The 19,963-nt window shown below is 73.1% G+C and carries 16 protein-coding genes; 11 read left to right on the top strand and 5 right to left on the bottom strand.

Going from position 1 to position 19,963, the window contains the following annotated elements; all coding sequences use genetic code 11:
- Positions 1-73: 73 nt before the first annotated feature.
- A complete protein-coding gene (locus ACF1GV_RS08615; RefSeq protein ID WP_391679281.1) occupies positions 74-1,879 on the bottom strand; it encodes a 3-hydroxyacyl-CoA dehydrogenase family protein in 1,806 nt (601 codons plus the stop codon).
- Between the two features lie 403 nt (positions 1,880-2,282).
- Between ACF1GV_RS08615 and ACF1GV_RS08610 the strand changes: the two genes are divergently transcribed.
- Positions 2,283-2,858, top strand: coding sequence for an adenylosuccinate lyase (locus ACF1GV_RS08610; RefSeq protein WP_391679278.1), 576 nt, complete (start codon positions 2,283-2,285; stop codon positions 2,856-2,858).
- 7 nt (positions 2,859-2,865) lie between these two features.
- Here the strand turns inward: ACF1GV_RS08610 and ACF1GV_RS08605 are convergent, their stop codons facing one another.
- From ACF1GV_RS08605 to ACF1GV_RS08595, 3 genes are all read right to left on the bottom strand, one after another.
- Complete coding sequence (locus ACF1GV_RS08605; RefSeq protein ID WP_391679277.1) at positions 2,866-3,264, bottom strand: RidA family protein; 399 nt, start codon at positions 3,262-3,264, stop codon at positions 2,866-2,868.
- Between the two features lie 61 nt (positions 3,265-3,325).
- Positions 3,326-4,894: an alpha/beta hydrolase gene (locus tag ACF1GV_RS08600; protein ID WP_391679274.1), complete on the bottom strand. Its 1,569-nt coding sequence runs from the start codon at positions 4,892-4,894 to the stop codon at positions 3,326-3,328.
- 135 nt (positions 4,895-5,029) lie between these two features.
- On the bottom strand, positions 5,030-6,073 hold the full coding sequence (locus ACF1GV_RS08595) for an Rv2578c family radical SAM protein (protein WP_391679272.1): 1,044 nt from the start codon (positions 6,071-6,073) through the stop codon (positions 5,030-5,032).
- Positions 6,074-6,274: 201 nt separating this feature from the next.
- On the opposite strand from ACF1GV_RS08595, the gene ACF1GV_RS08590 reads away from it, so the two are divergent.
- The 10 genes from ACF1GV_RS08590 to ACF1GV_RS08545 all read left to right on the top strand — a co-directional run bounded on the left by ACF1GV_RS08590 (position 6,275) and on the right by ACF1GV_RS08545 (position 19,446).
- A complete protein-coding gene (locus ACF1GV_RS08590; RefSeq protein ID WP_391679270.1) occupies positions 6,275-6,718 on the top strand; it encodes an SRPBCC family protein in 444 nt (147 codons plus the stop codon).
- 178 nt (positions 6,719-6,896) lie between these two features.
- Complete coding sequence (locus ACF1GV_RS08585) at positions 6,897-9,311, top strand: MFS transporter (RefSeq protein WP_391679268.1); 2,415 nt, start codon at positions 6,897-6,899, stop codon at positions 9,309-9,311.
- Between the two features lie 160 nt (positions 9,312-9,471).
- Positions 9,472-11,922 carry a SpoIIE family protein phosphatase gene (locus ACF1GV_RS08580; protein WP_391679267.1) on the top strand — a complete coding sequence of 817 codons (2,451 nt, stop codon included), beginning with the start codon at positions 9,472-9,474 and terminating at the stop codon, positions 11,920-11,922.
- 100 nt (positions 11,923-12,022) lie between these two features.
- Positions 12,023-12,748 (top strand): class I SAM-dependent methyltransferase, encoded by a 726-nt coding sequence (locus tag ACF1GV_RS08575; protein WP_391679265.1) that lies wholly within the window; start codon positions 12,023-12,025, stop codon positions 12,746-12,748.
- 106 nt (positions 12,749-12,854) lie between these two features.
- Positions 12,855-13,202: a DoxX family protein gene (locus tag ACF1GV_RS08570; protein ID WP_363261945.1), complete on the top strand. Its 348-nt coding sequence runs from the start codon at positions 12,855-12,857 to the stop codon at positions 13,200-13,202.
- Positions 13,203-13,814: 612 nt separating this feature from the next.
- The gene (locus ACF1GV_RS08565) at positions 13,815-14,648 is read left to right on the top strand and encodes a M55 family metallopeptidase (protein WP_391679263.1); all 834 of its coding nucleotides are present in this window, start codon (positions 13,815-13,817) and stop codon (positions 14,646-14,648) included.
- Complete coding sequence (locus ACF1GV_RS08560; RefSeq protein WP_391679261.1) at positions 14,641-15,945, top strand: M20/M25/M40 family metallo-hydrolase; 1,305 nt, start codon at positions 14,641-14,643, stop codon at positions 15,943-15,945. The genes ACF1GV_RS08565 and ACF1GV_RS08560 overlap by 8 nt, the downstream gene beginning before the upstream one ends.
- A 12-nt stretch (positions 15,946-15,957) precedes the next feature.
- A complete protein-coding gene (locus ACF1GV_RS08555; RefSeq protein ID WP_391679258.1) occupies positions 15,958-17,889 on the top strand; it encodes an LpqB family beta-propeller domain-containing protein in 1,932 nt (643 codons plus the stop codon).
- Positions 17,886-18,809, top strand: a complete 924-nt coding sequence (locus tag ACF1GV_RS08550; protein ID WP_391679256.1) for an LD-carboxypeptidase — start codon at positions 17,886-17,888, stop codon at positions 18,807-18,809. The genes ACF1GV_RS08555 and ACF1GV_RS08550 overlap by 4 nt, the downstream gene beginning before the upstream one ends.
- 85 nt (positions 18,810-18,894) lie before the next feature.
- Positions 18,895-19,446 (top strand): GNAT family N-acetyltransferase, encoded by a 552-nt coding sequence (locus ACF1GV_RS08545; protein ID WP_391679254.1) that lies wholly within the window; start codon positions 18,895-18,897, stop codon positions 19,444-19,446.
- Here ACF1GV_RS08545 and ACF1GV_RS08540 read toward each other — a convergent pair.
- Positions 19,418-19,765 carry a DUF6204 family protein gene (locus ACF1GV_RS08540; RefSeq protein ID WP_391679251.1) on the bottom strand — a complete coding sequence of 116 codons (348 nt, stop codon included), beginning with the start codon at positions 19,763-19,765 and terminating at the stop codon, positions 19,418-19,420. The two genes, ACF1GV_RS08545 and ACF1GV_RS08540, sit on opposite strands and share 29 nt — an antisense overlap.
- Positions 19,766-19,963 lie beyond the last annotated feature (198 nt).

The following is a 19,963-nucleotide window of genomic DNA, read 5'->3' as shown; positions in this document are numbered from 1 at the left end:
AGGGGCGGCCGGATCGAGCAGCCCGCCCCAGTCCGCACGGTCCTGATCCACCCCGGACCAGTCGCCGGAATGCTCAGCGGCGGGCATATTCGCGGAAGCCGCGGCCCGTCTTGCGGCCGAGGCAGCCCGCGGCCACCAGGTGCTCCAGGAGCGGCGCGGGCGCGAGACCGGGGTCGCGGAACTCGCGGTGCAGGACCTTCTCGATGGCCAGCGAGACGTCCAGGCCGACCACGTCCAGCAGCTCGAAGGGGCCCATCGGGTAGCCGCCGCCCAGCTTCATCGCGGCGTCGATGTCGTCGAGCGAGGCGTAGTGCTCCTGGACCATCTTGATCGCGTTGTTCAAGTACGGGAAGAGCAGCGCGTTGACGATGAACCCGGCACGGTCGCCGCAGTCCACGGCGTGCTTCCTGATCTTGCCGCAGACCTCGCGGACGGTGGCGTGCACGTCGTCGGCGGTGAGCACCGTACGGACCACCTCGACCAGCTTCATCGCCGGCGCGGGGTTGAAGAAGTGCATGCCGATCACGTCCTGCGGGCGCGAGGTGGCGCGGGCGCAGGCGACGACCGGCAGCGAGGACGTCGTCGTGGCCAGGACCGCGCCCGGCTTGCAGACCTTGTCCAGGGCCACGAACAGCTGCCGCTTGACCTCCAGGTCCTCGGCGACGGCCTCGACGGCCAGGTCGACGTCGGCGAACGCGTCGTAGGAGCCCGCCGGGGTGATCCGCTCCAGGGTCTGGGACGCGGCCTCGGCGGTCATCCGGCCCTTGTCGACCGAGCGTGCCAGCGACTTGCCGATACGGGCCTTCGCCGTCTGCGCCTTCTCCTCGCTGCGGGCGGCGAGCACGACCTCGTAACCGGCCTTGGCGAAGACCTCGGCGATGCCGGAGGCCATGGTGCCGGAGCCCGCGACGCCGACCGAGCGCACCGGGCGGCCGGGGGTGAGGCCGCTGCCCTCCAGCGGGGTCAGGGCGTCCCGCACCACGGTGGCGCTGCCGGGGGCCTCGTAGGTGTAGAAGCCGCGGCCCGCCTTGCGGCCGGTCAGCCCCGCCTCGCTGAGCTGCTTCAGGATCGGCGCCGGGGCGTGCAGCCGGTCACGGGAGGCGGCGTACATGGCCTCCAGGACCGTACGCGCGGTGTCGATGCCGATCAGGTCGAGCAGCGCGAGCGGACCCATCGGCAGACCGCAGCCGAGCCGCATCGCCGCGTCGATGTCCTCCCGGGAGGCGTACTTCGCCTCGTACATCGCGGCCGCCTGGTTGAGGTAGCCGAACAGCAGCCCGTCCGCCACGAACCCGGGGCGGTCGCCGACCGCGACGGGCTCCTTGCCCAGCTCGATCGCCAGGTCGGTGACCGCGGCGACGGCCTGCGGCGCGGTCAGCACACAGGAGACGACCTCGACCAGCTTCATGGCCGGCGCCGGGTTGAAGAAGTGCAGGCCCAGCACCCGCTCCGGGCGGGACGAGTCGGCGGCCAGCCGGGTCACGGACAGGGCGTTGGTGCCGGTCGCGAGGATGGTCTCGGGACGCACGATCCCGTCCAGCTCGCGGAAGATCTGCTGCTTGATCTCGTACGACTCCGGCGCCACCTCGATGACGAGGTCGGCGTCGGCCGCCGCCGACAGGTCGGTGGCGGTGCGGAAGCGGGCGAGGGCGTCGGCGCGCTCCTGGTCGGTCAGCCGGCCGCGCTCGACCGCGCGGGCGGTGGACGTCTCCAGGGCGGCGACGCAACTCGCCGCCTGCGCCTCGCTGATGTCGATGCCGGTCACCTCGCGGCCGGCGCGGACCAGGACCTCGGTGATACCGGTGCCCATGGTGCCGAGACCGACGACGGCGATCTTCTGCAGGGCGGAGGGAGAGCTGGGGGACAGGGGAGTGGCCATCGCGGGACTCCAGGAATGAGGGTGACGACGAGGGGAGCGCCCGGGTGCGCCGCGGGGGCGCACCGGGTGCGTGCAGGAGTGCGGGTGTGATGTCCGGGCTGCTGAGCGCACACGCCCGGTGCCGTCGCCGGTACCCCGCTCGGGCGGGCCCGAGAGCGGGGCGGGCGTGCACACGCCCGTGGAACGGCGAAGAACCGACCGGCCCTGTCCCGAGGCCGGGTCGCACTGCGGTACATGAAGTACCGAACCGACTGCTCCCGTGGGGCTGCGTCACCAAACCGCCACGGGGAATGCGAGTGGGTAACTCGCTCGCTTGAGCTTAACCGGCGGGTAACGAGCACGCCAGCCCTCGGACTTTGTGATGTACGTCCCTCGACGCCGCAGGCGCCCTACTCTCTCAGGCATGGACGAAGAGTTGCGAGCGCTCACGGAGCGCTTACGGCGGGAGTCGGGAGGCGGCCCGGACTTCGAGCGGCTGCTCACCACGGACGACTCCGATGTGCTGGCCCGGGTACTGACCGCCCCGGCAGAGCCGCTGTGGGCCCGCGAGCTGGCCGCCTTCCGGCTGGGCCGGGCCGGCGACCGGCGCGCCTTCGAGGCCCTCGTCCTGCTGCTCAACCACCGCGACCCCGAGCGCTGCGCGTCCGCCGCACACGCCCTGGCCCGCCTCGGCGACCCGCGCACCGCCCGCGCGGCCGCCGCCCTCGCCACCAACGAACTGCGCGTGGCCTACGCCCTGCACCCCGTCCGCCTGCTGGCGGCCCTGGACGCGCCGGAGTCCGTGCCGGCCCTGATCACCACGCTGCGCCGCCGCCTGAGCCCGCACGACCCCTACCGCAGGGTGGCCCTCGCCTGCGTGGAAGGGCTCGGCACCCTGGCCGACGCCCGGGCCCGGGAGGTCCTCACCGAGGCCCTGGCCCACCCGGCCCTCGCCGAAGCGGCGGTCCACGCGCTGGCCCGCATCCCCACGCAGCGCTGAGCGCACATCAGGCCGGAGTGATCGCCAGCGCCTCGATCTCCATCAGGAACTCCGGGCGCACCAGCGCCGCCACCTGGACGGCCGTGGACGCCGGGAGACGGTCGTCCGGTATGTGTGCGGCCCGGGCCGCGCGGATCGCCGGCATGTGGGCCATGTCCGTGACGAAGTAGGTCAGTTTGACGACGTCGTCGAAGGTGGCCCCGGCCGCCTCCAGGCAGCGGCGGAGGTTGTCGAAGACCTGGCGGGCCTGCGCGGCCGGATCGCCCTCGCCGACCACGCCGCCGTCCTCGGCCAGCGCCAGCTGCCCCGAGACGGCGACCAGGCGGCCGGTGCCGATCACGACATGGCTGTACTGCGCCGCGGGGGCGACTCCGTCGGGGGCGGTGATTCGCGTCAGTTCACTCATGCGTCCATCGTGGAGCACGGGTCTGACAACCACCGTCCCCGACGGGACGTCAAAGGCCCGCTCAGCCGCGGAAGCCGAGCAGCCCGTGCAGCGCCGAGCCCCGCGAGCCGCTGGACGCCTCCTTGGTGCCGAGCGGCTTCGGGTCGGGCAGCGTCGCGCACACCGCGTCCACGCCCCCGCCGCCGCGCGGCACCGTGCCGTCGGCCAGATACGCCGACAGATACCGGTCCAGGCACTCGTTGCCGCTGAGCGTGATGCCGTGGTTGCCGCCGCCCTGCTCCACCACCAGGCTGGAGCGGCGCAGCAACCGGTGCACGGTCGTGCCGCCCCGGTACGGGGTCGCCGCGTCGTTCGTCGCCTGGAACAGCAGTGCCGGGGGCAGCCGGTCGTTGGCCACACGCACCGGCTGCTGCGTGGACGTCGGCCAGAACGCGCACGGCGCGTTGTACCAGGCGTTGTTCCATGTCATGAACGGCGCCTTCTCGTGCACCGCCCAGTTGTCCTTGCGCCACTGCCGCCAGTCGCGCGGCCAGGAGGCGTCCCGGCACTGCACGGCGGTGTAGACGCTGTAGCCGTTGTCACCGGAGGCGCCCACCGCGCCGAAGTTGTCGTACGCCTCGACCAGCGGCGCGGTGTCCTTCTTGGTGACGTACGCCGAGAAGGCCTCGGCGAGGTAGGGCCAGTAGCCGTTGTAGTAGCCGCCGGGGATGTAGGTGTCCTCCAGCTCGGAGGCGCCCACCTTCCCCTCGGCCGGCTTCCCGGCGAGGGCCGCCCGCATCGCGTACCACTTCGCCTCCACCTTCTCCGGGTCGGTGCCCAGGTGGTAGGTGGCGTCGTACTTGGCGATCCAGGCCATCAGCGCCCGGTGGCGGTCGTTGAAGGCGTAGTCCTGCGTGAGGTTGTCGTCGTACCACACACCGGTGGGGTCGACGATCGAGTCCAGCACCAGGCGGCGCACCCGCTCCGGGAACAGCCGGGCGTAGACGGCGCCCAGGTAGGTGCCGTAGGAGTAACCGAAGTAGTTGAGCTTCGGCGCGCCGACCGCCGCGCGGATGGCGTCCATGTCCCGTACGGCACTGACCGTGTCCATGTAGGGCAGCAGGTCCGCGTACGTCCTGCCGCAGGCCGCGGCGAAGGAGATGGCCCGGCGCAGATCGGCCTGCTCCAGGGCGCCGGTCGCCGGCACCGAGTCGGGGCGCACCGGCTTGAAGTGACCGGGCTTGCAGTCCAGGACGGGGCGGGACTTGCCGACGCCGCGCGGGTCGAAGCCGATGACGTCGTACTGCGCTGCCACCGCCTTGGGCAGCGAGGAGGCGACGAACCCGGCGAGGGTGAGCCCGCTGCCGCCGGGACCGCCGGGGTTGACCAGCAGCGGGCCCTGGTACACCGGGGCGGTGTGCGGGACACGGGACAGCGCGAGGGTGATCTGCCGCCCGTCCGGGTTCGAGTGGTCCAGCGGCACCGTCAGCGACGCGCACTGGAGCGTCGGATAGTCGGTGGTGCCGCACTTCTTCCAGGTGAGGTGGGCGGCGGGGGCGCCGTGCGCGGCTCCCGCCTGCGCGGGTGCGGCCGTAAGGGCTCCGGCCAGTACGGCGGCGGCGCCGCACAGCGCGGCTGCGCGTTTGCTCATGGGGGTCCTCCCAGGACGGAGGGTGGTGGCCGCGAGATTCACGGTCCACGCCGCATCGTCCCGGCAAGGGACCCCCGGGGAACGCGTTCCGGCGATACTTGACCCAATTGGGCCGCCGGATGCCCTCGAACGCTCTCAGATCAGCGACAGTTGGGTCGGCTCGGACTCCGGTGTGCCGGTCGCCCGCGCGGGGCGGATCCGGCGGGGCAGGCCCGGGCCGGCCGGCCCGATCCCGTACTCCTGGGCCAGCTCGTGCACCTGACGGGTGATCCGGCGCTGGTACCACTTCGGCGCGTAGGCGCCCGCGGCGTACAGCCGCTCGTAGCGCGGCACCAGATACGCGTGGTGCTGCCGCAGCCAGGTCATGAACCACTCCCGCGCCCCGGGCCGCAGGTGCAGCGTCAGCGGGGTGACCGAGGTCGCGCCGGCCTCCGCGACGGCCTGCACGGTCGCCCGCAGCTGCTCGGGCCGGTCGCCGAGGAAGGGGATCACCGGCGCCATCAGCACCCCGCACCTGATGCCGTGTCCGGCCAGGGTGCGTACGACGTCCAGGCGCCGCTGCGGGGCGGGGGTGCCCGGCTCCACCGTGCGCCACAGCTCGCCGTCGACGAAGCCGACCGAGACGGAGATGCCGACGTCGGTCACCTCGGCCGCCTGCTTCAGCAGCTCCAGGTCGCGCAGGATCAGCGTGCCCTTGGTCAGGATCGAGAAGGGGTTCGCGCGGTCGCGCAGGGCGCCGATGATGCCCGGCATCAGCCGGTAGCGGCCCTCGGCGCGCTGGTAGCAGTCGACGTTCGTGCCCATCGCGATGTGCTCGCCCTGCCAGCGCGGTGAGGCCAGTTGGTGGCGCAGCAGCTCCCCAGCGTTCACCTTGACCACGATCTGGGTGTCGAAGCCGATGCCGGTGTCCAGGTCCAGATAGCTGTGCGTCTTCCTGGCGAAGCAGTACACGCACGCGTGCGTGCAGCCCCGGTAGGGGTTCACCGTCCACTCGAACGGCATGCGCGAGGCGCCGGGCACCCGGTTGATGATCGAGCGGGCCCGGATCTCGTGGAAGGTGATCCCACTGAACTCGGGCGTGCCGATCGTACGGCGGACCACCGCGTCCGCGCCGAACAGTGCGGCGTCCTCGGTCCGGCCGTGCTCGCCGGAGTCCACGGTGAGGTTCTCCCAGCGCATGACGCCTCCTCGGTAGCTCTGGCGAAGACCTGGTGCCTCCGGCGATAGAATAGAACACTTGTTCCCTTGATCGTGCGAGCGTCATCTCCGGTCATCCGAAGACCCCCGATCGATCACTTCCGGCACCCCGATTTGGGTGGCCGTGCGGCGGGGTGGTTGGCTTGCCCCAAGCCCGAGAACACGAGTCCCTGGAGGGATCCGATGGCGCAGGTCGAGGCCACTACCGAGCGGGTCGTCGCGGCGGACCCGGAGAAGGTGTTCGACACCCTCGCCGACTACAGCGGCGCGCGCGAGAAGCTGCTGCCCGAGCACTTCAGCGAGTACGAGGTGCGCGAGGGCGGCGACGGCGAGGGCACCCTCGTCCACTGGAAGCTCCAGGCCACCAGCAAGCGCGTCCGCGACTGCCTGCTGGAGGTCACCGAGCCCACCGACGGACAGCTGGTGGAGAAGGACCGCAACTCCTCCATGGTCACCACCTGGACCGTCACCCCGGCCGGAGAGGGGAGGTCCCGGGTGCAGGTGACCACCACCTGGAAGGGCGCCGGCGGCATCGGCGGCTTCTTCGAGAAGACCTTCGCGCCCAAGGGGCTCGCCCGGATCTACGACGCGATGCTCGCCAAGCTCGCCGCCGACGTCGAGAAGTGACCGGTCGCCGGTGACGTCCGGACTCTGACAAGTCCACGCCCGTCGAAGGGCCTTGACCCCGTCACCGGTTCGAGTGGATCTCCGTTCGACGCGCCGATTCGCCGTAACTCGTCTCGCCTGCCCGTAGTTGTCGCCTTACGCGGGAATTGTGTGGCAGGCGCGACGAGGGGAGCGGCACGTGGGCGGGATCACCCTGACGCAGGAGGAGCTGCAGGAACCGCCGGTCGCGGCGCCGCCCGCACCTCCCGCGCCCGAGCCCGGCGATCCGGCCGGGCTCACCCCCCGCCAGGTGCGCCTGGTCTTCCTCGGGCTGATGCTCGCGCTGCTGCTCGCCGCGCTGGAGCAGATGATCGTCGCCACGGCCCTGCCGAAGATCGTCGGCGAGCTGCACGGCCTGGAGCGGATGTCCTGGGCGATCACCGCCTACCTGCTCACCTCCACCGTCGGACTGCCCGTCTACGGCAAACTCGGCGACCTGCTCGGCCGCAAGAGCGTCTTCCAGTTCGCGATCGTCGTCTTCGTCATCGGCTCCGCGCTCGCCGGACGGGCGCAGAGCATGGACCAGCTGATCGCCTTCCGGGCCGTGCAGGGGGTCGGCGCGGGCGGCCTGATGATCGGCGTCCAGGCGATCATCGCGGACATCGTGCCGCCCCGGCAGCGCGGCCGGTTCATGGGCCTGATCGGCGCCGCCTTCGGCCTCGCCTCCGTCGCCGGACCGCTGCTCGGCGGCTACTTCACCGACCACCTCTCCTGGCGCTGGTGCTTCTACATCAACGTCCCCTTCGGCCTGCTCACCCTCGCCGTCGTCACCGTCGTACTGAAACTGCCCAAGCCCACCGCCCGGCCCCGCTTCGACGTCCTCGGCACCCTGCTGCTCGCCGCCGGGTCCACCTGCCTGGTGCTGCTGACCAGTTGGGGCGGCACCGAGTACGCCTGGGGCTCGCGCGTCATCGCCGGGCTCGGCGCGGGCGCGGTCGTCGCCGCCGCGCTGTTCCTGTTCACCGAGCACCGCGCGGCCGAACCCCTCATCCCGCTGCGGCTGTTCCGCGACTCCGTCTTCAACGTCTCCGCGCTCGTCGGCCTGGTGATCGGCGTCGCCCTCTTCGGCGCCGCCAGCTATCTGCCGACCTTCCTGCAGATGGTCGACGGGGCCTCCGCCACCGAGTCCGGCCTGCTGATGCTGCCCATGATGGGCGGCATCGTCGTCGCCTCCGTCGTCTCCGGCCAGCTCATCAGCCACACCGGCCGCTACAAGCTCTACCCGGTGCTCGGCGGTGCCGTCTCCGCGCTCGGTATGTGGCTGCTGTCCCGGCTCGAAGTGGACACCCCGCGGCTGCACTACAGCATCTGGATGGCCGTGCTCGGCGCCGGCATCGGCCTGGTGATGCCCGTCCTGGTGCTCGCCGTGCAGAACTCGGTGCGCCCCGCCGACCTCGGCACCGCCACCAGCGCCAACAACTACTTCCGGCAGATCGGCGGCAGCGTGGGCGCCGCGATCTTCGGCACCCTCTTCGCCGACCGGCTCACCGACGCCCTCGCCGACCGCCTCCCGGCACGCGCGGGTGCCGCACTGCCCGACGCCGAGTCCATCACCCCGCAGCTCGTCCACCGGCTGCCGCCCGCCCTGCGCGATGCCTACATCCAGGCGTACGCCGACGCCATGCCGCGCATCTTCCTCTACCTGGTGCCGGTGCTCGTCCTCGGCCTCCTCATCGCCTTCTTCCTCAAGGAGACCCCCCTGTTGACCACTGCAGAGTCCCACAACGCTCCCGCCCCCGAGACGGAGACCGGGCCCGTGCACGCGAGCGTCCCGCAGGCCCGCGCCCCCCACGCCGCCGGCATCCCCGTCTGCGGCACGGTGCAGCACCCCGACGGCACCGTCGTACCGCGCGCGGCGCTCACCCTCATCGACGTCGCCGGGCAGCAGATCGGCCGGGGCGCCAGCGGCGAGGACGGGCGGTACGCGCTGGCCACGCCCGGCTCCGGCGCGTACGTCCTGATCGCCGCCGCGGGCGGGCACCAGCCGCAGGCCGTCTCCGTGACCGTCGGCGAGCGGCCCGTCGAGCTGGACGTCGTCCTGGGCGGCGCCGGACGCCTCGCGGGCAGTGTGCTCACCGCCGACGGCACCCCCGTGCGGGACGCCGCCGTCACCCTCACCAATGTGCACGGCGAGGTCGTCGCCACCACCCGCAGCGGACGCGAGGGCGGCTACGTCATCACCGAACTCGTCGCCGGCGAATACACCCTCGCCGCCAGCGCCCCCGCCTTCCGCCCCGCCGCCCTCCCGGTCACCGTGCAGGCCTCCCGCGAGACCCGGCAGGACGTCGAACTCGCGGGCGGCGCCGTGCTGCGCGGCACCGTGCGGGCGAGCGGCGGCCGGCCGGTGGAGGACGCGCGCGTGACGCTGCTCGACGCGGCCGGCAACGTCGTCGACACCCTCACCACCGGTGGGGACGGCGCGTTCCGCTTCGTCGACCTGTCGTCCGGCGAGTACACCGTCATCGCCGCCGGCTACCCGCCCGTCGCCACCGTCCTGCAGGTGGCCGGCGGTGGCCGTACCGAACGGGACCTGCAACTCGGCCACGAGGACTGAGCCGCAGGGCGCGTGACGGCGCATCCGGTCGCGGCAATTCCTGTGATTGCCGTACACCACGGTGCGCGGTCACCGTACCGTGGGAGAGCGGCGCAGATCTTGAGTGCGCGGCACCCACGGGGAACCCACGTGACGTCGAGGGGGAGAAGGGGCCTGGGCCATGGACCATGGCACCGAAGCGGGCGTGCACCCCGGCCGCGCGGCCGGCGGCGAGACCGCACGGGCGGACGCCGGGCGGATCCCGCTCGCCGTGGTCGTCGTCGACCGGGGCGGCCTGGTGTCCCACTGGAGCACCGGCGCGCGGCGGCTGTTCGGCACCGCACGCGAGGACGCCGTCGGCCACGCCGCCGTCGATCTGCTGCCGGTCTCCGGCGCGCTGCCCGAGGACCTGGAGGACGGGCCGACACTGGACGCCTACGACGCCTACGACGGCCTCGGCCCCGACCTGGGCGCCTCGCTCGGCGGCCGCACGGCCTACCCGGCGGCGGGCCGGGCGCGCGTCGCCCACCCCGGTCAGGGCGACCGCCTCGACGTCCTGTGGTGGGCCTACCCACTGGTCGGCCCCGACTCCGCGCGGCTGCTGGTGCTCGCCGCCGACGCGGCCCGGCTGCACGCCGAACGCGGTTACGACGACGAGGTGATCGAGCGGATCTCCCCTGGCTTCGCCCGCCACACCGAACTGCCCGACGCCGACGGCCTGGCCCGCCGGCTGCCGGAGATCCTGCCCAACATGGGCCCCGGCCCCAGCGCCCGGATCGTCTCGCAGGTGCTCGAACTGGGCTACCCGGTCCTGGAGTTCAGCCAGTTCGACCGCGTGCCCGTCACCCCCGACTGGGGTGTGCCGCGCCGCGCCGACCGGGGCGCGCCGGCGCTCGTCGAGCGAACGCGGACGGTGGCGCCGGCGGCCGTACCGGCGGGCGCGGAGGAGGACCTGGAGTACGCGGCCGTACGCGAGCGGCTGGAGTTCCTCAACGAGGTCAGCCGGGGCATCGGCTCCTCCCTCGACCTCGACGCGACGATCCGCGAGGTCACCAGCGCCGCGGTGCCCCGCTTCGCGGACTTCGCCGGCACCCATCTGCGCGCGGCCGTCCTGGCCGGTGAGGACTTTCCGGACGGGCCGCCGGACGCCCGGACGGTGATGCACCGCGTCTGGGTCGAGCACAACGACGAACCGGGCCGCTGGGACGACACCGTCCCGGTCGGCGAGACCTTCGCCTTCCCCGAGCACACGCCCTTCTACCGGTGCATGGTCACGGGCGAACCGGTCCTCATCGAGCGGGTGAGCCCCGAGCTGAGTGAGCGGATCTCCGGCGAGTTCGAAAAGCGCGACCTCAGGCCGCTGATCACCGGCCGCTCCCTGCTGATCGTGCCGCTCAAGGCGCGTAACGTCGTCCTCGGCTTCATGGTGCTCATGCGCCGCCCCGACCGCGCCGCGTTCGACGACATGGACCGCACCACCGGCGCCGAACTCGCCGCCCGTGCAGGCCTCGTGCTCGACAACGCCCGCATGTACACCTACCAGGAGAACGTCGCCGAGACGCTCCAGGACAGCATGCTGCCCCAGGTCGCCCCGCGCATGGCGGGCTGCGACACCGCCACTCGCTATCTGCCGGGCACCCGCCTCGGCCGGGTCGGCGGCGACTGGTTCGACACCATCAAACTGCCCGGCGCCCGCACCGCCCTCGTCGTCGGCGACGTGATGGGCCACGGCCTGAACTCCGCGGCCATGATGGGCCAGTTGCGTACGGCCGTGCAGACCATGGCCGCCATGGAGGTGCCGCCCGCCCAGCTGCTGCGCCACCTCGACGACCTGGCCCGGCGGCTCGGCGAGACCTACCTCGCCACCTGCCTGTACGCCGTGTACGACCCGATCCACGGCGAGCTGAGGATCTCCAACGCCGGGCACATCCCGCCGGTGCTGGTACGCGCCGAGGACGGGCGCAGCGAGCTGCTCGACGTGCCGACCGGCGCACCCATCGGCCTCGGCGGTGTCCCCTTCGGGACCGCCGTGGTGCGGGTGGCGCCCGGTGACCGGCTCGTGCTGTGCACCGACGGGCTCGTCGAGGTGCGCGGCGCGGACATCGGGGACGGGCTGGCCGCGCTGTGCGAGTCCGCCGCGCATCCCGCGGCCTCCATGGACGACGCCTGCGACACCATCATCCGGGCCCTCAACACGCGCGGCGAACGCAAGGACGACGTCGCGCTCCTCATGGCCAGGCTCAACGGCATCCCCACCGGTCACGTCGCCGAGTGGCCGCTCGACCACGATCCGCGCGAGGTGGGCCGCGCCCGCCGGCTGATTCGCGACCAGTTGCTGCGCTGGGACCTGGCCGACGCGGTGGAGACGGCACAGCTGCTCGTCAGCGAGGTCGTCACCAATGCCGTGCGGCACACCGGCGGACGGCGGATCGGGCTGCGGCTCGTCCTCGCGGACGCGCTGCTCGTCGAGGTCACCGACGAAGGCGCCGACCTGCCCGCACTGCTCGACTCCGGGCGGGAGCAGGAGTACGGGCGCGGACTGCGCGTGGTCAGCCGGCTGGCCCGGGAGTGGGGCGCCAGCGTGCAGGGCAACGGCAAGACCGTGTGGTTCGAACAGGCGTTGTCATCCTGACCATCTCCTCGAACACCGGGTGAAAGCCTGCCCCCGACCCCTTGTCGTGCCCCCGGGCGTCGCGATATGTCGATCATGACGCCGACCCTGGGGAGCACGCATGAACGTCTCGGACAACTACCGTAATGCCTGGGAGAGTTACTGGGAGAAGACATCCGACGAGCCGGGCGAGGCGATATGGGACGCCGGTGTGGAGCTGACCGCCGTCCCGCACACCGAGCTGCTGCTGCCCCACGCCGACCCGGCGCTGCCCGTCGTCGACCTCGGCTGCGGCAACGGCACCCAGACCCGCTATCTCGCCACCCGGTTCGCGCGGGCCGTCGGCGTCGACCTGTCCCACGCGGCCGTCGAGCACGCGCGGCGCGGCGGGGAGGGCGACGGGGTGGAGTTCCAGCAGCTCGACCTGACCGACGCGGACGCCGTGCGCGCCCTGCACGAGCGGCTGGGTGACACCAACGTCTATATGCGGGCGGTCATCCACCAGAGCGAGCCGGAGGCGCGGTCCGCGGTCGCGGCGGCCGTCGCCGAGCTGACCGGCGCCCGCGGCCGGGCCTTCGTCGTGGAGCTGACCTCCGGCTCCCGCGAGGTGCTGCAGCGGGCCGCGCAAGGGCCGGGCGGGCCAGGGCCCAAGCTGCGCCGGGTCTTCGAGCACGGACTCAAGCCGGCCGACGCCCCCGACGAGGAGATCCGGCACCTGCTGGGCGGGGCCGGCCTGGAGACCCTGGCCGAGGGCGACACGGCACTGGCGCAGACCGAGTACCTGCCCGACGGCAGCCTGCTGGAGCTGCCCGCGCACTGGTTCGTGCTGGCCCGCAGGCAGGTGTGACCGCGGTCACGGCTCCTGGTTGCGCCGTGCCGGTCACATCCGGGCCGTGTGTCTCGTCAGACCGGTGACAGAGCAGCACAGTCGTCACCGCCAAGGAGCAGCAGCCATGTCCACCGCCTACCTCGTCGTCACGGTCCTCGGGGCCGCCATGGCGGCCTTCTCCGCCGGCTCGGTCTTCCTCCACGCGGAGTGGACCGTCAAGCCGCTGGCCGACTACGGCGTCCCGCGCAGCTGGTGGCCGTGGCTGGGCGCGGCCAAGGCCGCCGGAGCGGCGGGTCTGCTCGTCGGCCTGGCCGTGCCGGCGATCGGGCGGCTGGCCGCGGCCGGCCTGATCCTGTACTTCCTCGGCGCGGCGATCACCGTGGCCCGCGCCCGCTGGTTCTCCCACGTGCCGTTCCCGCTGGTGTACGCGGCGCCCGTGGTGGCGTCCCTGGTGCTGGGCCTGGCGGCCTGACCACCGGCACGGCGGACCGCAGGACCGGCGCGCCGCCCGGCCGCACGCACCCGCGGCCGGGCGGCGGCGTGTGCGGGCGACGGCCGGACAGCCTGCCGGGCACCTCCGGCGGACGGACCCCGCACTCGGGCTGCCTGACGCCCCGGCGGTGGGGTCCTCCGGCTCCTGGGTGACCCGGCGACGTGGCGCCGCCGCCTACGGTCGGGCCCTCCCGGCATCCGCCGGTCGATCACGGCAACCCCCCGAAGGCCGGCCGTCCCGTTCGGGGCCGAGGGCCCGCCGCCGTCCGCCAGGGACGGGCCCCGGTTCGGACCGCCCGGGAGCCTGTCACGGTCCCGGTGGTCGGGGCGTCCCGCGCGCGGGCGGCCCGTCGGCCGGGTCATCCCGCGCTCGGCGGCCCGTCGGCCGGGTCGTCCCCTGCTCGGGCGGCCCGGCGGTCTGGTGGGGCCCAGCGATGGGCCAACGCCGGTCCGATCGCCTGTGGCGTGGGCGTGGCGCACCCCGAGGCGCTGGGCGGGTCCTCCCGCCCGCTCGGGGGCGTCCGGCGCGCCGCGGGGGACACCCGGGCCGGAGCCTGGTCGCCGGGGCGGTCGGCGCGTAACGTGGCGCAGCATGAAGATCCTCATCAGCGCCGACATGGAGGGCGCCACGGGGGTGACGTGGCCGGCGGACGTGCTGCCCGGGACGCCGCAGTGGGAGCGGTGCCGGGCGATGTTCACCTCCGACGTCAACGCGGCCGTGCAGGGCTTCTTCGACGGCGGCGCCGACGAGGTGCTGATCAACGAGGCCCACTGGACCATGCGCAACCTGCTCCTGGAGCAGCTCGACGAGCGGGCGCAGATGCTCACCGGCCGGCACAAGGCGCTGTCCATGGTCGAGGGCGTGCAGCACGGCGACATCGACGGCATCGCGTTCGTCGGCTACCACGCGGGCGCCGGCATGGAGGGCGTCCTGGCCCACACCTACCTCGCCAACCAGATCACCGGCGTCTGGCTGAACGACGTACGCGCGAGCGAAGGACTGCTGAACGCGCATGTCGTCGCCGAGTACGGGGTGCCCGTGATCCTGGTGACCGGGGACGACGTCGCCTGCGAGGACGCCCTCGGCTACGCGCCCGAGGCGCTGAAGGTCGCCGTGAAGGACCATGTGTCGCGGTACGCCGCCGTGTGCCGCACCCCGGCACGCACCGCCGCCGACATCCGCGCCGCCGCCAAGGAAGCCGCTCGGCTGGCGGTGCGTCAGGAAGCCGCGGACGGCGGCCCGTTCACTGTAGCCGTCGAGTTCGACGCCGAGCACCTGGCGATGGCCGCGACCGTCGTGCCCGGCGTCGGCCGGATCGGGGAGCGGAAGGTGGCGTACACCAGCGCCACCATGTACGAGGGGATCCGTACGTTCAAGGCGGTCACCACCATCGCCTCGGCCGCCGTGGAGGAGCAGTATGGCTGACCAGCAGGCCCTGGACGAGGTCGTCGACTTCACCTCCGGCCTCATCCGCATCGACACCACCAACCGCGGTGGCGGCGACTGCCGGGAGCGGCCCGCCGCCGAGTACGCCGCCGAACGGCTCGCCGGGGCGGGGCTCGAACCCGTGCTGCTGGAGCGGACACCGGGCCGTACCAACGTCGTCGCCCGGATCGAGGGCACCGACCCGTCCGCGGACGCGCTGCTGCTCCACGGTCACCTGGACGTCGTACCGGCCGAGGCGCGCGACTGGAGCGTGCACCCCTTCTCCGGGGAGGTGCGCGACGGCGTCGTGTGGGGGCGCGGGGCCGTCGACATGAAGAACATGGACGCGATGATCCTCGCCGTCGTGCGTGCCTGGGCCCGCGAGGGCTTCCGGCCCCGGCGGGACATCGTCGTCGCGTTCACCGCCGATGAGGAGGCCAGCGCCGAGGACGGCTCCGGCTTCCTCGCCGACCACCATCCGCACCTGTTCGAGGGCTGCACCGAGGGTGTCAGCGAGTCCGGCGCCTTCACCTTCCACGACGGCTCCGGGCGGCAGATCTACCCCATCGCGGCGGGCGAGCGCGGCACGGGCTGGCTGAAGCTCACCGCGCGCGGCCGGGCCGGACACGGCTCCAAGGTCAACGCGGAGAACGCGGTGACCCGGCTCGCCGCCGCCGTCACCCGCATCGGCGAGCACAGCTGGCCGACGCGCCTGACCCCGACCGTGCGGGCCGCGCTCACCGAACTCGCCACGCTGTACGGCGTCGAGCCCGACCTCGGTGACGTGGACGCGCTGCTGGCCAAGCTCGGCCCGGCCGCCCAGCTGGTCGAGGCGACGGTCCGCAACAGCGCCAACCCGACCATGCTGGACGCCGGTTACAAGGTCAACGTCATCCCGGGCGAAGCCGTCGCCCATATCGACGGACGCCATCTGGCAGGCCACGAGGACGAGTTCCGCGCGACCCTCGACGACCTCACCGGGCCGGACGTCGACTGGGCCTTCCACCACCACGAGGTCGCCCTCCAGGCACCGGTGGACTCGCCGACGTATGCGAAGATGCGTGCCGCCGTCGAGGAGTTCGCGCCGGAGGGGCACGTGGTGCCGTACTGCATGTCCGGCGGCACGGACGCCAAGCAGTTCTCCCGGCTCGGCATCACCGGCTACGGCTTCACGCCGCTGAAGCTGCCCGAGGGCTTCGACTACCAGGCTCTCTTCCACGGCGTCGACGAGCGCGTGCCCGTCGAAGCACTGCACTTCGGCGTCCGCGTCCTCGACCGCTTCCTGCGCACAGCCTAGGAGAGACACACCGTGCAGACCCTGCCGTACGGATCGTGGCCGTCGCCCATCGACGCCGCGCTCGCCGCGGCCCACGACGGGTACCCCGAGTACGTCGGCTTCGTCGGCGACGAGGCCTGGTGGACCGAGCCGCGCCCCACCGAGGGCGGCCGGCGCACCCTGGTGCGGCGGCACGCGGACGGCCGGCGGGAGCCGGTGCTGCCCGCGCCGTGGAACGTGCGCAGCCGGGTCATCGAGTACGGCGGACGGCCCTGGGCCGGTGCGCTGCACGAGGGCCGGCCGCTCGTGGTGTTCACGCACTTCGCCGACCAGCGGCTGTATGTGTACGAGCCCGGTGGTGAGCCCCGCCCGCTGACGCCGGCCGGGCCGCGCTGGGCCGAACCGCAGATCCTTCTCGCCCGTGGCGAGGTGTGGTGTGTGCTGGAGGAGTTCACCGGCCCGGCGCCCACCGACGTGCGGCGCGTCCTGGCCGCCGTACCGCTGGACGGGTCGGCCGCCGAGGACCGGGGCGCGGTGCGCGAACTGACCGGTGAGCGGCACCGGTTCGTCACCGGGCCGCGGCTCGCACCGGACGGGCGCAGGGCCGCCTGGCTGGCGTGGGACCATCCGCGGATGCCGTGGGACGGCACCGAGCTGCTGGTGGCCGACGTCGGCCCGGACGGCACCTTCGGGGAGCCGCGGGTCATCGCGGGCGGTGAGCAGGAGTCCGTCGCGCAGGCCGACTGGTCGGCGGACGGGCGGCTGCTGTACGCCAGTGACCGCACCGGCTGGTGGAACCTCTACCGCGACGGCGAGCCGCTGTGCCCGCGCGAGGAGGAGTTCGGCGGGCCGCTGTGGAAGCTGGGGCAGCGCTGGTTCGCGCCGCTGGAGAGCGGACTGATCGCCGTGCTGCACGGGCGCGGGCCCGCCGTCCTCGGGATACTCGACCCGGAGACCGGCGACCTGGTCGACGCCGTCGGCCCGTGGACCGAGTTCGCCGCCACCCTCGCCGTGCACGGCGACCGGGTCCTCGCCGTCGGCGCCGGTGCGCGCAGCGGCGGCGAGGTCGTGGAGCTGGACACCTGCACCGGACGCGCCCGGGTGATCGGCGCCGACCACGAGGACGCCGTCGACCCCGCCTACTGCCCCGAGCCACAGGCCCGGACCTTCACCGGCCCCGGCGGACGCGAGATCCACGCCCATGTGTACCCGCCCCACCACCCGCACTGCGCGGCACCGCAGGGCGAGCTGCCCCCGTACGTCGTGTGGGCGCACGGCGGGCCCACCGGCCGGTCCCCGCTCGTGCTGGACCTGGAGATCGCCTACTTCACCTCGCGCGGCATCGGGGTGGCCGAGGTCAACTACGGCGGCTCCACCGGATACGGGCGCGTCTACCGCGAGCGGCTGCGGGAACAGTGGGGCGTGGTCGACGTCGAGGACTGCGCGGCCGTCGCGCTCGCCCTCGCCGAGGAGGGCACCGCCGACCGGGCCCGGCTGGCGATCCGGGGCGGCAGCGCCGGCGGCTGGACCGCGGCCGCCTCCCTGGCGACCACCGACGTCTACGCCTGCGGCACGATCATCTACCCCGTGCTCGACCTCATCGGCTGGGCGTCGGGCGGCACCCATGACTTCGAGTCCCGCTATCTCGACTCCCTGGTCGGACCATTCAGCCCGGAACGTTACGCCGAGCGCTCGCCCCTGACGCACGCCGACCGGATCACCGCGCCCTTCCTCCTGCTTCAGGGGCTCGACGACGTGATCTGCCCGCCGGCGCAGTGCGAGCGGTTCCTCGCCCGCCTCGAGGGCCGGCGGCTGCCGCACGCCTACATCGCCTTCGAGGGGGAGGGGCACGGCTTCCGCCGGGCGGAGACCATGATCCGCGCCCTGGAAGCCGAACTGTCCCTGTACGCCCAGGTGTTCGGGATGAATGCGACCGGCGTCCCGCGGCTGGAGCTGACCAAGTGAAGCCGCTGCCGCGGCCCCGCCGCCTCGCTCCCGGCGCCCGCGTGGCCGTCGTCGCACCCAGCGGACCTGTGCCCGAGGAGCGGCTGCAGGCGGGACTCGACGTGCTGCGCGGCTGGGACCTGGACCCGGTGGTCGCACCCCATGTGCTCGACCGGCACCGCGACTTCGGCTACCTCGCCGGGACCGACACGGACCGGGCCGCCGACCTCCAGGCCGCCTGGTGCGATCCGGCCGTCGACGCCGTGCTGTGCGCGCGGGGCGGCTACGGCGTGCAGCGCATGGCCGACCTGCTCGACTGGGACGCGATGGCGGCCGCCGGACCGAAGGTGTTCGTCGGCTTCAGCGACATCACGGCGCTGCACGAGGCGTTCGCGACCCGGCTCGGCCTGGTCACCCTGCACGGGCCGATGGCCGCCGGGGTCGACTTCGTCAAGAACGCCCGCGCCCAGGAGCATCTGCGGGCCACGCTGTTCGCCCCGGAGACGGTCCGCACGATCACCTCGGGCGGCGGCGCGCTGGTGCCCGGGCGGGCGCGGGGCGTGCTGCTGGGCGGCTGCCTGTGCCTGCTCGCCGCCGAACTGGGCACCCCGCACGCCCGGCCGTCCGCGCGGGGCGGACTGCTGTGCCTTGAGGACGTCGGTGAGGAGACCTACCGCCTGGACCGCTACCTCACCCAGCTCCTGCGCTCGGGCTGGCTGGAGGGCGTACGCGGGGTGCTGCTCGGCTCCTGGGAGCAGTGCGGCCCGTACGAGCAGGTGCGGGCGTTGCTCGCCGACCGGCTCGGCGGGCTCGGCGTGCCCGTCGCCGAGGAGTTCGGATTCGGGCACGGACAGGGGGCGTTGACGCTCCCGTTCGGCGTCGCGGCCGAACTCGACGCGGAGGTGGGTACGTTGACGCTGGACGAGCCGGCGCTGACCTGACCGGGCCCCTGGTCCCGCCTGGTCCTCCTGACGGGCCTCCGCGGTACGACGCGCACGCGCGCCGGTCGCGTCGTACAGTGTTCGAATGCCGCACCATGCATCCCGCTGGCTCGCCGAAGGGCCCCGCGTGGGCATACGCCACTTCGCCTACGGCGACGGGCCCGAGTTCGCCGCACGGGCCCGGCAGAGCAAGGATCTGCACCACCCGTGGCTGTTTCCGCCGGACAGCGCCGACGCCTACACGGCGTACGCCTCCCGGCTGATCGAGGACCCCACGAAGGCCGGCTTCCTGGTCTGCGAGAAGGACGGCGGGGACATCGCGGGCTTCATCAACATCAACAACATCGTCGAGGGCGCCTTCCTCAGCGGCGCCCTCGGCTACGGCGCCTTCGCGCACGCGGCCGGACGCGGGCTGATGAAGGAGGGCCTCGACCTCGTCGTCGGCCACGCCTTCGGCCCGATGCGGCTGCACCGGCTGGAGATCAACGTCCAGCCGGGCAACGCCGCCTCCATCGGTCTGGCCCGCGCCTGCGGCTTCCGGCTCGAGGGGTTCTCGCCGAAGATGCTCTTCATCGACGGGGCGTGGCGCGATCACGAGCGCTGGGCGATCACCGCCGAGATGCGCGCTTGTAGTTGATCTTCATCGTGTCGAGGTCGGTGACGGACGACTTCAGCTCGCCGAAGCCGTACCCCAGACCGCGCAGCGTCGTCGCCGCACGGTCCTCCGCGATCGCCGCGGCCATCTCCTCGCCGTCCTCCGCGTCCGACACCACCACGAACCGCATCGAGAAGTGCTTCAGCGGCCGCGGCTCATAGCTCAGCGTGCCCTCATCGGTGAACCGCATGCTCGTCAGCCCGTGGCCGGCGGCCTGTGCGAGCAGCCGCTCCCGGGCCTCGTCGGTCAGCCCGTCCCAGGTGCCCCGGACGATCACCCGGTAGGTGTGCTGCTCGCTCATGGGACGCTCGCGCTCCTTCGTGACCTCGACTCAAAGCGCCGACTGTACGGGCGATCCGCAGAGACCACCATGGCCGCCGCCGCGCAGAAGCTGGAGGCCATGCGTGACCGTGCAGCCCAGCCGTCCACCGTCCACCTCGGCATGCCCGACGTCCGCACCAGCGCTGGCCGACTCACCGCGAGCCCTGACGGTGGCTGA

Origin of the sequence: Streptomyces sp. NPDC014006 (assembly GCF_043088925.1) — a bacterium.
Classification (GTDB): domain Bacteria; phylum Actinomycetota; class Actinomycetes; order Streptomycetales; family Streptomycetaceae; genus Streptomyces.
This window is presented reverse-complemented; position numbering and strand designations above follow the sequence as displayed.